Below are 13697 nucleotides of genomic sequence, written 5' to 3'. Positions count from 1 at the left end.
TCCCGTGTCAACAGCGCGTCACAGCTTCGTGCGGTAGACGGTCGTACTGCGCCGTACGCGCATGCCGAGGCGCTCGTACATCGCGAGGGCGCCGGTGCCGGAGTGCGTCCAGAGCGTCAGCGTCTCCTTGCCGCGGCGGCCTGCTCCGAGGGCGGTGTACGTCAGCAGCGCGCGGGCGAGGCCGCGGCCGCGGAAGTCGCGCCGTACGGCTACCTGGTCGACGTATCCGTCGGGGGAGTCGGGGAGCTCCAGGCTGAGGACGGCGCCGACGATCTCGTCACCGGCGACCGCGACCGGCGACAGTTCGGGGTCGAAGCTGTCGCGTTCGATGCTCGTACCGGCCCACTCCTCGTACTCGTGCCGCCGCGGCTGCCACTCGTCGAACGCGTCCTGGACGACCTGGTGCACCACGTGCGCGTCGGCCTGTTCGAACGGCCGGAGCGTGACGCCGTCGGGCAACACCGGCTCGTCTCCGTCGACCGGACGCTCGAGCAGCCAGTTGGTGGCGAGTACCTCGTACCCACGCTCGGTCAGGATCTTCGTCCCGGCGACATCCGCATCGTCGACCGTCTGCGCGAGCCAGTCGCTCTCGTGCTCGCGGGCCCGCGCTTCCGCCCAGTCGAGCAACTTGGTCCCCAGACCACGGCCGACGTACGACGGATGTACGTCGAGCTGCGCACGCCGGCCACCGTGCACCCAGGCCCAGGCAACAACCTCACCATCTTCGAGGACGACTCGCGTGTCGAGGTCGAGGGTGATCAGGGGCCGCTGCAGATCAGCAGCCACCGCGTCCGGCACCGACTGCACCTGCCCGTGCCAGCGCTGTTCGTTGGCGGCGATGATCGCGTGGATCCCCGGCGCGTCGTCGAGCGTGGCGGGGCGGAAGGAAGAGGTCATCCGGCCATCATCGCCCACCGCGGTTCAGCTGGATCAGCGGTGCAGGCTGTCTCTGGTGCTCGGCCGGTTGGTCCTGTGCGTGCCTGCTGCCGGAGGTTGTACGGGTTGTGCGTGTTGGTGCTGGGGGATGCCTCGGATGTAGAGGACCGGGCGCATGTCGCGTGGGGTGATGGTTGCGGGGGCCGCGTCGCGCACGATCGGTTTGGCGTGGAAGGCGATCCCGACCGCGGCCGCCTGGATCATGTCGAGGTCGTTGGCGCCGTCGCCGATCGCGATCGTGTTCTCCATCGGGATGTGCGCGCGCTCCGCGAACTCCCGCAGCTTGGTCGCCTTCGCCGCGCGGTCGATCACCGGCCCGGTCACCCGGCCGGTGAGCTTGCCGTCGACGACCTCGAGGGTGTTCGCGGCGGTGTACTCCTTCTTGATGCCGTAGTCCTCCGCGAGCCGGTCGGTGATCTGCGTGAACCCACCGCTGATCAACCCGATCTCGTCGCCGTGGGCCTGCGCGGTCAGCACCATCACCGGGACGCCTGGCGTGAGCGTGATCTCGTCGTACACCCGGTCGAACGCACCTTCGTCCAGCCCTCTGAGCTGAGCGACCCGTTCGTGCAGGGACTCCTCGAAGTCGAGCTCGCCGCGCATGGCGCGCTCCGTGATCTCCTTGACCAGCTCAAGCGTGCCGGCTTCCTCGGCCAGCAGTTCGATCACCTCGTCCTGGATGAACGTCTGATCGACATCCAGCACGATCAGGTGCTTCCCGGCCGGAGCGCCCGGCTGGACCGCGACATCGGTCCCGTCCAGCTCGGGAAGACCGCGGACCACCCGGCGGATCGTGTCCGCGTCGACCCCGGACACGTCGAGCTGGTACGCCGCGTTGTCAGCGGCCAGCGGCCGGATCCGATCGAACCGCCCACCGGCGCCGGCGAGCTGACCGGTCATCGCGGCGACGCCTTCCGGGCTCAACTGCCGGCCGAAGACGGTCACGCGGCTGCGTTCTCCAGCACGATCGACGCGGTGATCCGACACGTCGACGGTGAAGTCCGCGCCAAGGTCCAGGCGGTCGAGTGCGCTCTGGATCCGGCCTTCGTGTCCCTCGACCTGCAGGCTGAACATCAGCCGGTCACCGACGGCCATGTGGTTCAGACCGGTCGGGCTCAGACCCTCGGCGGTGAAGGCTTTCAGCACTGTCGAGGGCACCATCGGCAGGTTCGGCCCGGTGACGGTGACCGTCCGCGGTCGCCGATCGGAGGGTTCAGTCACGATCACGGATCGTAGGGGCCCGGCAGGGTCAGGTCGGGAACTCGTTGTCGGCGGTTTCGACTTCCTCGCGGGTGATGCCGAGGAGGTACAGGATGGTGTCCAGGTACGGGACGCTCAGGTGGGTGTCGGCGGCGGCGCGGACGACCGGCTTGGCGTTGAACGCGACGCCGAGGCCGGCGGCGGCGAGCATGTCGAGGTCGTTGGCGCCGTCACCGATCGCCACGGTCTGGGTCAGCGGTGTGCCGGAGCGTTCCGCGAACTCGCGCAGCGCGGTCGCCTTGCCGGGCCGGTCGACGATCTCGCCGACGACCCGGCCGGTGAGCTTGCCGTCGACGATCTCCAGCTCGTTCGCCTTCGCGTAGTCGATGCCGAGTTCGGCGGCGAGTTTGTCCGTGATCTGGCTGAACCCGCCGCTGACGATCGCGAACTGGTACCCGAGCCGCTTCAGCGTCCGTACCAACGTCCGCGCACCCGGCGCCAGCTCGATCGCGTCGTACACCTCGTCCAGTGCCGACACGGGCAGACCTTCGAGCGCGGCGACCCGGTGGGTGAGCGACTCGGCGAAGTCCAGCTCGCCGCGCATCGCCTTCTCGGTGACGCCGGCCACCTCCTCGAGCCGGCCGGCGTGGGCGGCGAGCATCTCGATGACCTCGCCCTGGATCAGCGTCGAGTCGACGTCCATCACGATCAGCCGCTTGGCCCGCCGGTACAGCCCGCCGTCCTGGACGGCGATGTCGAGACGCTGCCGGACGCCCTCCTGGGCGAGGACGGTACGCAGTGCCTCGGGCTCGACGCCGGAGACGGCGATCTCCATCGCGGTCACCGGGTAGCGCGCCATCCGGCTGATCCGGTCGATGTTCGCGCCGGTGTCGGCGATCCGGCCGGCGATCGCGGCCAGCCCGCCGGCGGACAGCGGGCGACCGATGATCGTCACCTGGCTGCGGCCCTTGCGGCGGGGTTCGTTGTCGCCGACACCCTTCTTCACCGAGATGTCGACGTCGAGTACGTTCGCGAGCGCCTTCAGCTCTTCCTTCAGGTCCCTGTGGTCGCGCGGCGCGGTCAGCAGGACGCCGAGCACCAGGCGGCCCCGCAGGACGACCTGCTCGGCGTCGATCACGTCGAGCCCGCGGGTCGCGAGCGTGGACAGCACCGCGGACGTCAGCCCCGGCCGGTCCGTCCCCGTCAACGTCACCAGCAACGTCGGGCGCTCGTCCGCCGTCTTCTCCACCTCGCCGAGTCCAGTCATCTCGTACCGAACGCTACCCAAATGAAATGACTGTCCAGTTACCGGTCCAAATCTCAAACATGAACCGGACGCCCCGCCGGGTGGGAACGGGCGGCGGGGTGGTGGGAGGCAGCGCGGTGGATGAGGTCGGAGGTCAGGCGTGACCGGGTGGGGCGCAGGCGGCGACCAGAGCGCGGCGGGCTGCGGCGGCCAGTTCCAGGAGGGTGCGGCGGCGGGCGTCGGCTTCCGCGCCGGTGACGGCCGCGCCGTCGTCCTCAAGGGCCGCGTCTGCGATCGCCAGGCAGCGGCGGGCGGTTGCCGCGGCCTTGACCGCGCGTGGGTCGTAGCCGGGGGCGAGGTCGTCGCCGCTTCCGCGGCCGATCTTGCGGATGTCGATCAGGGCGTCCGCCACCTCGGGCTTCCACCGGGCGACGTCCAGCGCCGCCAGCGACTCCGCTGCGTCGATCAGCGCCAGCCGCAGACCGCGGTCCGCCTCGCCGAAGTCCGCGGGCAGCGGGCTGGCCGCCGGCAGCACGGCCCACTGGACGGCCGGACCGACGTACGACGGCACGAGCCCGATCTCCGGTCCGGTGAGTACGACGGCCTCCCCGGTCTCCAGCGCCGCCTCGTTGAACGCTGGCGGACCGGCCAGTCCGATCGGATCGCCGGGTACCGGCAACGCGAGATGCGCCTGCGTCGTACCCGCCGCCCGCAACAGGTTCAGGGCGACCGGCAGCGTGGCCGGTTCCGGGTGCCCGGCCAGTCCGGCGATGTGGTGACCGACGTCGTCGCCGAGGATCTTCTGCGCGGCGGTGTCGGGATCGCAGGCGCCGGTGAGCATCGCGTTCGTCCAGACCGTGAACCGGACCGAGGCGGAGGTCGTCAACACGCCCGCAAGTCTCGCACCACCCGACCACCGGCCGCCAACGGCGACCCCTTAGGTTTTGACCATGACTGCAGTGGTGGAGCTGGCCGGGGTTTCGGTCGTTCGTGGGGACTCGCGTCTGCTCGACGGGATCGACTGGACGATCGACGAGGCCGACCGGTGGGTGGTGATCGGTCCGAACGGTGCCGGAAAGACCACGCTGCTGCAGATTCTGGCCGCGCAGGTGCACCCCACGTCCGGTGTCGCCGGGCTGCTCGGCGAGGTGCTCGGCGCGGTCGATGTGTTCGAGCTGCGCCCGCGGATCGGGCTGACCAGCGCCGCGCTCGCGGACCGGCTGCCGAAGAGCGAGCGGGTGTCCGACGTCGTCGTCTCCGCGTCGTACGCCGTTCTCGGCCGCTGGATCGAGGAGTACGACGAGCTCGACCACGCACGCGCCGGTGCGTTGCTGTCCGAGCTGGGTATCGCACAGCTGGCCGACCGTACGTTCGGCACGCTGTCCGAGGGGGAGCGGAAGCGGGTGCAGATCGCCCGCGCGCTGATGACCGACCCCGAGTTGATGCTGATGGACGAGCCCGCGGCAGGCCTGGACCTTACGGGTCGCGAACAGTTGGTGCGCTCGCTGAGCTCGATCGCGACCGCCGTCGGCGCCCCGGCGATGGTGCTGGTCACCCACCACGTCGAGGAGATCCCGCCCGGCTTCACGCACGCCTTGCTGCTCAAGCAGGGCCGCGTCGTCGCCGCCGGTCCGATGGACGAGGCGCTCACCGCCGAGAACCTCAGCGACACCTTCGACCTGGCCCTCACCCTCAAGCAGGAGGACGGCCGATACACCGCCCGCGCCCTCTGACCCGGCCCCATTTGCCTGGCACACCCAGCAAACGCGGGGTTCTCCACCCGTAACCAAGGTGGGGAACCCCGCATTTGGTGGGTCAGCCAGGGAAATGGCGGTCGGAGTGGGGGAGCGGTAGTGGGCGGTGACGCGTCGTACATCTGCTGGAAGCCCCCGACGCGGATAGGCTTGGTAAATGATGGATTGGCTGCGGGACAACGTGTGGGCGGCGTGGTTGATGATCGCCGCCGTCCTCGGTCTGGCCGAACTGGCCTCGCTCGACTTCACCTTGCTGATGCTGGCCGCCGGCGCGCTCACCGCCGCTGGGGTGGCCGCGTTCTTCCCGGGTCTGCTCTGGCTGCAGATCGTCGTCGGGTTGATCACGGCGGCCGCGATGCTCGGTGCGATCCGGCCGATGATCGTCCGGAAGATCCATCACGGGCAGGAACTCAAGACCGGTTCGGCGCACGTCATCGGGCGGACCGGCACGGTGGTGAAGGAGATCCACCCCGACGGCGGCGGCTCGATCCGGCTCGGCGGCGAGCTGTGGACCGCCCGCCCGTACGACGAGATCTCGACGATCGCCCCGGGCACCCGCGTCGAGGTCATGTCGATCGACGGCGCGACCGCGGTCGTGTACCCGGTCGCCGAGCCCCTGCACCACGAGCTCGGCAACGCCGAGCCCCCGAAACCCCAGGACCCGCCGCAGTCCTGATCGTTCAGTGGTCCCCTACGCGCAGTAGTGTCGGAGGTAGGGCGGCAGACTGTCCGTCCGAGCGTCCGAGTGGAGGGTCGAGTGACCGCGTTCCTCATAGTCCTGGCACTGGTCGCCCTGGTGGTGATCGTGACCTTGGTGAAATCCGTCCGGGTGGTGCAGCAGCAGACCGTCGGCATCGTCGAGCGGTTCGGTAAGTTCAAGACCGGCCTGCAGCCGGGCCTGAACCTGCTGACCCCGTTCGTCGACAAGGTGCGCTACACCATCGACATGCGCGAGCAGGTGGTCGCGTTCCCGCCGCAGGGTGTCATCACCGAGGACAACCTGATGGTGTCGATCGACTCCGTCATCTACTTCCAGGTGAACGACCCGGTGCGGGCGACGTACGAGATCTCCAACTACATCCAGGCCATCGAGCAGCTGACCATGACGACGCTGCGGAACATCATCGGTGGCATGGACCTGGAGCAGACGCTGACCTCCCGCGAGGAGATCAACGAGAAGCTCCGGTACGTGCTCGACGAGGCGACCGGCAAGTGGGGGATCCGGGTGAACCGGGTCGAGCTGCGCTCGATCGACCCGCCGCCGTCGATCCAGGACTCGATGGAGAAGCAGATGCGCGCGGACCGGGACAAGCGCGCCGCGATCCTCACCGCGGAAGGTATGCGGCAGTCGGCCGTGCTGTCCGCCGAGGGCCAGAAGCAGTCCGCGATCCTCACCGCCGAAGGTGACAAGCAGTCGCGCATCCTGCGCGCCGAGGCCGAGCGGCAGGCCCGGATCCTGAAGGCTCAGGGTGAGGCGCAGGCCATCACCACGGTCTTCAACGCGATCCACGCCGGCAAGCCGGACCAGGGTCTGCTCGCGTACCAGTACCTGCAGATGCTGCCGTCGATCGCCCAGGGCGACGCGAACAAGCTGTGGATCGTCCCGAGCGAGATCGGCGACGCGCTCAAGGGCCTGGGGTCCGCGGTCGGCCAGGTGGCCGGGATCGCGAAGCAGGCCGAGGGCAACTGGGAGGCGCCGGAGCTCGACAACGGCCAGGTCACGGAGCTCGACAGTTCGGCGGCTCCGGCCGCGGTGGCCGAGGCCGACAACGCGGTACGCGAGGCGATCGCGGCCGCCGAGTCCGCGGCCGTCAGCACCCGCGGCCAGGCCGCACCGACCATGCCGGCCGTCGAGCCGCCGGCACCGTCGACGCAGCAGCAACCGCCGGCCGCCGAACCCCCGGCTGCCCAACCGCCGCAGCGCTGACCCGACGCTCCCGAAGAACCCTCCTGGACGAGATTCCAGGAGGGTTTTTCCTGTTCAGACTCCGGACGGATCTGCGCCGCCATGGACAGCTGCGTAAAGTCTCTTGGCGATGACATGGTTCGAGGCGGTGTTCGTCCTGCTGGCGGGGATGGGCGCGGGAACGATCAACGCGGTGGTCGGGTCGGGCACGCTGCTCACGTTCCCCGCCCTGCTCGCCGTCGGCATCCCGCCGGTGCTCGCGAACGTCAGCAACACGGTCGGTCTGGCGCCCGGTACGGCGGCCGGCGCGATCGGGTACCGCCGCGAGCTCGCAGGACAGCGCGGCCGGATGATCCGGCTGGTCCCGGCGTCACTGGCCGGCGGCATCGTCGGGGGAGTACTGCTGCTGACGCTGCCTGACTCCGCGTTCCACGCCGTCGTACCGGTGCTGATCCTGCTCGGCTGTCTGCTGGTCGCGTTCCAGCCGTGGCTGTCGCGGTGGGTCAGCGTGGGCGCACACCAGCATCGCGGCGCGTGGTGGGTGATCCCGGCCGTGTTCGCGACCGGTGTGTACGGCGGGTACTTCGGGGCCGCGCAAGGCGTACTGCTGATGGCGATCCTCGGCCTCGGCCTCGACTCGAACCTGCAGCGGATGAACGGCTTGAAGAACGTCCTCGCCACGGTCGTCAACACGGTCGCCGCGATCCTGTTCGTGATCGTGCACGACATCGACTGGGTGGCCGCTGCGCTGATCGCGGTCGGCTCCACGATCGGCGGATTCGTCGGCGCCCGCTACGGCCGCAAGCTCCCGCCGATCGCCCTGCGTGCGTTGATCGTCTGCATCGGGATCGTCGCCATCGTCACGCTGGTGTTCTAAGGGAAAGCGAAGAACAGAAAGTTTGGAGGGTCGTCACGCTGGTGTTCTGAGTCCGGCCAGCAGCAGGTCGAGGCCGTAGTCGAACTGTTCGTCGCCGCCCGTGGTACGCGCCAGTTCGGGAGCGAGCTCGACGACCGAGGGGAAGTCGCGGGCCGACAGGGACTCCATGGTCGCGCGCAACCGGCGCCACGCCTCGGGGTCGCGGCGTTCGGCGGCCATCTGGATCTCCCAGGTGGTGGCGCCGAGTACGTACGTGAAGAGGGTCGTGTGCGTGCGGGCCGCCGTTTCGGGGTCGAAGCCGGCCGAACGCAGTACGCCGAGCAGCCCCTCGGCGACCCGGGCCGTCTCGTGCCCGCTCAGCGGCCGGCCCGCCAGTAGTTGCGCAAGGCAAGGATGCTGCAGCATCAGCAGCCGCAATGAACGGCACACCGACCGCACCTGGTCCGGCCACGGCACATCGGCCGGTACGGCGGGCAGCAAGGACATCAGGTGGTCCCGGACCCCGTCGTACAGCTCGTCCTTGTTCCGGAAGTAGGTGTAGAGCGCCATCGGACCGACGCCGAGCTCGGCGGCGACCCCGCGCAGACTGAACGCGTCCGTGCCCTTGGCCTCCATCAGCTCGAGCGCCGTGCGCATGATCAGGTCGGCGCTCAGCGTGTTCCGCGGTGTCCGCGCCACTGTGACCCATCTCCCTTCAAGGCTTCTAACGTACAGTGTATAGTACGGTGTATGCGAGCCATTCAGATCACCGAGTTCGGCGGACCCGAGGTCCTGAAGATCAGCGACGTCCCGGAGCCGGTCGCCGGCGACGGCCAGGTCCTGATCACGGTCGACCGCGCGGGCATCAACTACGCGGACACCCACCAGGTCGAGAACAGCTACCTGTCCAAGACCGAGCTGCCGCTGATCCCGGGTGGCGAGGTCGTCGGTCACACCGCCGACGGTCGGCGCGTGGTCGCGCTGGTCGGTTCCGGTGGGTACGCCGAGCAGACCGTCGCGCACGCGCCGTACGCGTGGGACGTCCCGGAGGGTGTCAGCGACGGCCAGGCGCTCTCGCTCGTACTGCAAGGCACCACCGCGTGGCACCTGCTGAAGACGTCCACCCACCTGCAGCCGGGGGAGTCCGTCCTCGTGCACGCCGGTGCCGGTGGTGTCGGCTCGCTCGCGGTCCAGCTCGCGAAGCTCTGGGGCGCCGGCCGCGTGATCGCGACCGCCTCGAGCGAGGAGAAGCGTAAGCAGGTCCTCGAGCTCGGTGCGGACGCCGCGATCGACGGTACGCCGGAAGGCCTGAAGGACCGCATCCTCGAGGCGAACGGCGGTAAGCCCGTCGACATCGTGCTCGAGATGGTCGGCGGTCCGACGTTCGACGAGTCGTTCGCCGCGCTCGGCCGCTTCGGCCGGCTGGTGACCTTCGGTGCCGCATCCCGGCAGTCCGCCGCGCCGCTCGACCCGAGCCGGCTGATGAAGGGTTCGAAGACCGTCGCCGGCTTCTGGCTGGCCGACTGCTTCGCGAACCCGCAGCTGCTCGGCGGTCCGCTGGCCGAGCTGTTCGACCTGACCGCGAACGGCAAACTGACGCCGATCGTCGGCGGCGAATACGCGCTGTCCGAGGTGGCTACCGCCCATGAAGACATGCGAGCCCGCCGTACCGTCGGCAAGCTCGTTCTCGACCCCACTCGCTGAACATTCACAAGGAGAAACCAGTTATGACGATCGCTGTTGAGAAGGTTCTGTACACCGCGAAGGCCACCGCGCACGGCGGCCGGGACGGCAAGGTCGCGACCGACGACGGCAAGCTCGACGTCGTGGTCGCGCCGCCGGCCGAGATGGGTGGCGCCGGCAACGGCACCAACCCGGAGCAGCTGTTCGCCGCCGGGTACGCGGCCTGCTTCCACAGTGCGCTGAAGGTCGTCGCGCGCCGGGAGCGTCAGGATGTCGAGAGCTCGACCGTGACCGCCGAGGTCGGGATCGGCGCGATCAACGGCGGCACCGGCTACGGCCTCGAGGTCGCGCTGGTCGTCAGCCTGCCGGGCGTCGCGGACCGTGCGGTCGCCGAGGACCTGGTTGCGAAGGCGCACCAGGTCTGCCCGTACTCCAACGCCACCCGCGGCAACATCAAGGTCGACCTGCAGATCGCCTGAACCACAGCGTGATCACATCCGGGCCAGGGCGTCCTTGAGGACGCCCTCGGTCGCGGACACCGGGTCGGCCGCGATGGTCAGGCCCTCCATGATCGCGACGTACTCGTCGACCTCTTCGATCTTGTCCAGGTACAGCGCGCTGGACGCGTGCTCGATGTACACCACGTCCGGCAGGTCGCTGTCCGCGAACCGCATCACGCTGAACGAGCCGCCCGCGCCGGGATAGCCGATCTGCTCGAACGGCATCACCTGCAGCGTGACGTTCGGCCGCTGCGACCAGTCCAGCAGGTGCTCGATCTGCGCCCGCATCACGGCCGGCCCGCCGACCGGCCGGTGCAGCACCGACTCGTCGATCACCACCCAGAGCTTGACCGGGTTCGACCGGGTGATGATCTGCTGGCGTTGCACCCGGAGCGCGACCCGCTGCTCGACGTCCTCGTCGGGCAGGAAGTTCTTGCCGAGCTGGATCACGCCGCGCGCGTAGTCCTCGGTCTGCAGCAGGCCCGGGACGAACATCACCTCGTACGTCCGGATCATCGTCGCGGCCAGTTCGAGGCCGACGTAGTTCGCGAACCAGGACGGCAGCACGTCGCCGTACCGGGACCACCAGCCGGGGTTGTTCGCGGCCCGGGCCAGCTCCATCAGCCGGTCCCGCTCGTTCTCGTCGCCCATCCCGTACAGCTCGAGCAGGTCGCTGACGTCGCGCTCCTTGAACCCGACCCGGCCGAGCTCCATCCGGCTCACCTTGGACTCCGAGGCGCGGATCGCCCAGCCTGCGTCGGCGCGGCTGAACCCGGCGGATTCACGCATCCGCCGCAGCTGACCACCGAGCATGATGCGGAGCGCGGTCGGACCACCCTCGCCGCCGCCTGCCGCCACCTGCTCACTCACCCTGACCCACGCCCAGCCACGCACCCATTTCAGCGGGTGATGCTACCGCCTGTCCACAGCTGTCGTCCGATCGGCGCTCCGCCGGGTCAGATGTCTGACCAAGAAGCGAGCGTCCCGGTCCACGCCCTGGATGCTGGCGGAGGCGATCGCGTACTGGAAGTCGAGACCGAGGAAGTACAGCCCGGGCACGTCGGTCGCGATGCCGCGCTCGTGCCTGGGCCGGCCGTCCGCGTCGAAGACCGGGAGGTCGATCCAGCTGTGGTCCGGATCGGATCCGGTGCACCACACCACCGACGTCACCTCGTCGAGTACGTCGCCGTCCGCGGTGACCGGCTTGCCGTCGCGGACGCCGGCGATGCGGCCGATCCGTTCGATGCCGGCGGCATCGAGATGCTCGAGCTTGTTGCGGGTCAGCGGAAGGCCGTTCCGTACGGCGTTCTCGATCGCCTTGCGGCCCATCGGCGTACGGCGGGTGAGCACGTGCTTGAACAGGAACATCACGACCGGCGTGAACAGGTGGCCGACGGGGGAGTCGATGTCGACCGGTACCTGACCCGGGTGGCGGCCGGCGAGGATCGTGCGGTGGTTCTCGACCGCTTCGAGCGCGATGTCGGTACCGGAGTTGGCCGCACCAACGATCAGGACCGGACCGTCGTTCAGGTCCGACGGATTGCGGTAGTCGAGTGAATGCAGTTGCCGGATCGCCGGATCGAGCTGGTCCGCGAACGCCGGCCGGCGCGGCCTGCTGTGCATCCCGGCCGCGACCACGACCTGGTCGGCCCGCCAGTCGCCTCGGTTCGTCTCGACGAGGAACCCGTCGTCGTCCCGCGACAGCCGTGTCACCCGGACGCCGGTCCGCACCGGCAGTTCGTGGTGTACGGCGTACCGCTCGAGGTAGTTGCCCATCTCGTCCCGTGTCGGGCAGTCGCGCGTGTCGATCCGCAACCCCGGCAGGCTCGCATACCGCGGCAGGCTGAACAGGCGGAGCGAGTCGTACCGCTCCCGCCAGCAGTCGCCGATCCGCTCGTGCGCGTCCAGGATGACGAAGTCGTCCCGCAGGTAGTACCCGATCGCCAGCCCGGCCTGCCCGGCCCCGATCACCACTGTCCCAACCCTGTCCATACCTTCACGGTAGGGCGGGGTTCGCGCCGGCACATCCACCTGTCACGCCAGGTTGGTCAGAGGCGACTGGTCATTTCTGTCTATTGACTTCTATTGACATGGTGCTGCAGGGCCCATGCGGTTGCCGCTGATCTGTTCGACACCTGCAACTTCGCGAAGATGTTGCTGACATGCCGTGCGACGGTCCGTTCGCTGAGGAACAGTTCGTTCGCGATCGCCCGGTTGGTCGCACCGGTCGCGAGCACGCGCAGTACTTCGGTCTCCCGCGGCGTGAGGCCCGTGTCGTCATCGAGGTGCACGCCGAGCTGTTCGAAGACTGTTCGTGCTCCGTCGAGTTCCATTTGTTCGGCGTCGGCGTCGCCGAGTGCGCGGCACGCCTGGGCGACGAGCATCCGCGTCTGGGCGCCCTCGTACGGCATCGCGAGCTGTTGCCACAACGTCCACGCCCGGCGCAGTGACGGGATCGCGCCCCGCGGATCGCCGCACGCGATCCGTACGGCGCCTTCGCAGTACGCCGCCAGCGCCTGCAGGTACGGCGAATCCGCGCGGGCCAGCTCGTTCAACTCCGCGGCTGCCTTGCGTGCCGTCTCGCGATCGCCGAGCTGCAGGGCGACCTCGGCCCGTGCGGCCAACAGCATTGGACGGTTGGCCGCGAGCGCGTCCTCGGCGAGTGCCCGGTCCAGCCCCGCCATCGCAAGGTCCGTGCGCCCTTGGTAGGCACGCAGCAACGCCAACCCTGGCTGGACGTCCATCCCGTCCGCGGCCGCTGCTGTGTACGCGCGCTCCGCGGCGTCGTACCGCCCGCGCTGCCGTTCGACCTCCGCCAGCCGGTACCACGCCGGGCCGACGGCGCCCGGAGTCAACCGCCGGCACGCGTCCTCCGCCGCCTCGGCAGCATCCGACCAGGCGCCGCGGTACTGCATGATCTGTGCTCGGTGCACCAGACAAGCCCCGCGGTACGGCACCAGCCCGGACTGTTGGTCGCACCAACCGGTCAGCGCCTGCGTCCACTCCTGCGCGCGGCGGATGTCGTACTGACTCAGGCAGAACGCGATCACCGAGCAGTACGCCATCCCCGCGACCTCGGGACCGACGGCGCTCGCAGTTACGTGCACCATCGCCTCGTCCAGCGCCTTGAGTGCCTCCGCGCCGCGGCCGAGCATCGCGAGACAGTTCCCGCGACCGAGCGCCGCGAGGACGACCGCGTCCGGTTCGGTCGCCCAGCCGAGGTTCTGCTCGAAGAGCGGGAGCGCCGCGGCCGCGTGGCCGGAGTTCATCTTCAGCGCCGCGTCAGCCATCGCGACCAGTCCGGCGAGCTGGGGCTGGTCCGGCGGCACCAGCCGCTCGATCCGCGCCTGCCAGCCGGCGGCCCGGGCGAGCTCGCCGCGCTTCTGCAGGTGGAACCCGAGCCAGAAGCCACTCCGGATCGCCGCCACCACGTCACCATCGGCGAGATGCGCCTCGTGCGCGCGTTCCCGGTACGCTGCCACCTCGTCGTCATGTCCGAGCACGAAGGCGGCGACCGCGAGCCGGTCGAGGTCCGCGGGTGAGAGCGGGGCGCGCCGATCCGCCGCCGTCAGCTCGGCGTACTCCGCGGGCCAGTCGTGCTGCTCCATCGCCTCAC

The 13697-nt window shown here is 69.5% G+C and carries 14 protein-coding genes; 6 read left to right on the top strand and 8 right to left on the bottom strand.

Features of this window, described 5'->3' with window-relative positions; all coding sequences use genetic code 11:
• Positions 1-18: 18 nt before the first annotated feature.
• The 4 genes from ACZ5BU_RS12085 to ACZ5BU_RS12070 form a co-directional block, all read right to left on the bottom strand.
• Positions 19-897 (bottom strand): GNAT family N-acetyltransferase, encoded by an 879-nt coding sequence (locus ACZ5BU_RS12085; RefSeq protein WP_465698038.1) that lies wholly within the window; start codon positions 895-897, stop codon positions 19-21.
• Between the two features lie 33 nt (positions 898-930).
• A complete protein-coding gene (serB, locus tag ACZ5BU_RS12080; RefSeq protein WP_465698036.1) occupies positions 931-2157 on the bottom strand; it encodes a phosphoserine phosphatase SerB in 1227 nt (408 codons plus the stop codon).
• Between the two features lie 28 nt (positions 2158-2185).
• Entirely contained in the window at positions 2186-3403 is a 1218-nt protein-coding gene (gene serB / locus ACZ5BU_RS12075) for a phosphoserine phosphatase SerB (protein ID WP_465698034.1), read from the bottom strand.
• Between the two features lie 133 nt (positions 3404-3536).
• A complete protein-coding gene (locus tag ACZ5BU_RS12070; protein ID WP_465698032.1) occupies positions 3537-4271 on the bottom strand; it encodes a hypothetical protein in 735 nt (244 codons plus the stop codon).
• A 61-nt stretch (positions 4272-4332) separates the two neighbouring features.
• On the opposite strand from ACZ5BU_RS12070, the gene ACZ5BU_RS12065 reads away from it, so the two are divergent.
• From ACZ5BU_RS12065 to ACZ5BU_RS12050, 4 genes are all read left to right on the top strand, one after another.
• Positions 4333-5115, top strand: a complete 783-nt coding sequence (locus ACZ5BU_RS12065; RefSeq protein ID WP_465698030.1) for an ABC transporter ATP-binding protein — start codon at positions 4333-4335, stop codon at positions 5113-5115.
• A gap of 178 nt (positions 5116-5293) precedes the next feature.
• A complete protein-coding gene (locus ACZ5BU_RS12060; RefSeq protein WP_465698029.1) occupies positions 5294-5812 on the top strand; it encodes an NfeD family protein in 519 nt (172 codons plus the stop codon).
• Between the two features lie 81 nt (positions 5813-5893).
• Positions 5894-7063 (top strand): SPFH domain-containing protein, encoded by a 1170-nt coding sequence (locus tag ACZ5BU_RS12055; RefSeq protein WP_465698027.1) that lies wholly within the window; start codon positions 5894-5896, stop codon positions 7061-7063.
• 109 nt (positions 7064-7172) lie between these two features.
• A complete protein-coding gene (locus ACZ5BU_RS12050) occupies positions 7173-7919 on the top strand; it encodes a sulfite exporter TauE/SafE family protein (protein WP_465698025.1) in 747 nt (248 codons plus the stop codon).
• A 33-nt stretch (positions 7920-7952) separates the two neighbouring features.
• On the opposite strand, the gene ACZ5BU_RS12045 is transcribed toward ACZ5BU_RS12050, so the two are convergent.
• The gene (locus ACZ5BU_RS12045; protein ID WP_465698023.1) at positions 7953-8597 is read right to left on the bottom strand and encodes a TetR/AcrR family transcriptional regulator; all 645 of its coding nucleotides are present in this window, start codon (positions 8595-8597) and stop codon (positions 7953-7955) included.
• Between the two features lie 51 nt (positions 8598-8648).
• On the opposite strand from ACZ5BU_RS12045, the gene ACZ5BU_RS12040 reads away from it, so the two are divergent.
• Entirely contained in the window at positions 8649-9602 is a 954-nt protein-coding gene (locus tag ACZ5BU_RS12040; RefSeq protein WP_465698021.1) for a quinone oxidoreductase family protein, read from the top strand.
• A gap of 23 nt (positions 9603-9625) precedes the next feature.
• A complete protein-coding gene (locus ACZ5BU_RS12035; RefSeq protein WP_465698019.1) occupies positions 9626-10060 on the top strand; it encodes an organic hydroperoxide resistance protein in 435 nt (144 codons plus the stop codon).
• Between the two features lie 12 nt (positions 10061-10072).
• On the opposite strand, the gene ACZ5BU_RS12030 is transcribed toward ACZ5BU_RS12035, so the two are convergent.
• The 3 genes from ACZ5BU_RS12030 to ACZ5BU_RS12020 all read right to left on the bottom strand — a co-directional run bounded on the left by ACZ5BU_RS12030 (position 10073) and on the right by ACZ5BU_RS12020 (position 13689).
• Positions 10073-10894: a helix-turn-helix domain-containing protein gene (locus ACZ5BU_RS12030; RefSeq protein ID WP_465699250.1), complete on the bottom strand. Its 822-nt coding sequence runs from the start codon at positions 10892-10894 to the stop codon at positions 10073-10075.
• Positions 10895-10993: 99 nt separating this feature from the next.
• On the bottom strand, positions 10994-12073 hold the full coding sequence (locus ACZ5BU_RS12025; RefSeq protein WP_465698017.1) for a flavin-containing monooxygenase: 1080 nt from the start codon (positions 12071-12073) through the stop codon (positions 10994-10996).
• A gap of 80 nt (positions 12074-12153) precedes the next feature.
• The gene (locus ACZ5BU_RS12020; protein WP_465698016.1) at positions 12154-13689 is read right to left on the bottom strand and encodes a LuxR C-terminal-related transcriptional regulator; all 1536 of its coding nucleotides are present in this window, start codon (positions 13687-13689) and stop codon (positions 12154-12156) included.
• Positions 13690-13697 lie beyond the last annotated feature (8 nt).

The sequence above is a fragment of the Kribbella sp. NPDC031520 genome (genome assembly GCF_055580825.1).
Note: the sequence above shows the minus strand (reverse complement) of the source record. Positions and strands in the feature narration are given on the sequence as shown.

Bases quoted from the DNA above. Each gene is read 5' to 3' on its own strand.
- serB (WP_465698034.1), bottom strand. From the start codon at position 3,403: ATGACTGGACTCGGCGAGGTGGAGAAGACGGCGGACGAGCGCCCGACG.
- ACZ5BU_RS12060 (WP_465698029.1), top strand. From the start codon at position 5,294: ATGATGGATTGGCTGCGGGACAACGTGTGGGCGGCGTGGTTGATGATC.
- ACZ5BU_RS12085 (WP_465698038.1), bottom strand. From the start codon at position 897: ATGACCTCTTCCTTCCGCCCCGCCACGCTCGACGACGCGCCGGGGATC.
- ACZ5BU_RS12025 (WP_465698017.1), bottom strand. From the start codon at position 12,073: ATGGACAGGGTTGGGACAGTGGTGATCGGGGCCGGGCAGGCCGGGCTG.
- ACZ5BU_RS12035 (WP_465698019.1), top strand. From the start codon at position 9,626: ATGACGATCGCTGTTGAGAAGGTTCTGTACACCGCGAAGGCCACCGCG.
- ACZ5BU_RS12020 (WP_465698016.1), bottom strand. From the start codon at position 13,689: ATGGAGCAGCACGACTGGCCCGCGGAGTACGCCGAGCTGACGGCGGCG.
- ACZ5BU_RS12065 (WP_465698030.1), top strand. From the start codon at position 4,333: ATGACTGCAGTGGTGGAGCTGGCCGGGGTTTCGGTCGTTCGTGGGGAC.
- ACZ5BU_RS12030 (WP_465699250.1), bottom strand. From the start codon at position 10,894: ATGCTCGGTGGTCAGCTGCGGCGGATGCGTGAATCCGCCGGGTTCAGC.
- ACZ5BU_RS12040 (WP_465698021.1), top strand. From the start codon at position 8,649: ATGCGAGCCATTCAGATCACCGAGTTCGGCGGACCCGAGGTCCTGAAG.
- ACZ5BU_RS12050 (WP_465698025.1), top strand. From the start codon at position 7,173: ATGACATGGTTCGAGGCGGTGTTCGTCCTGCTGGCGGGGATGGGCGCG.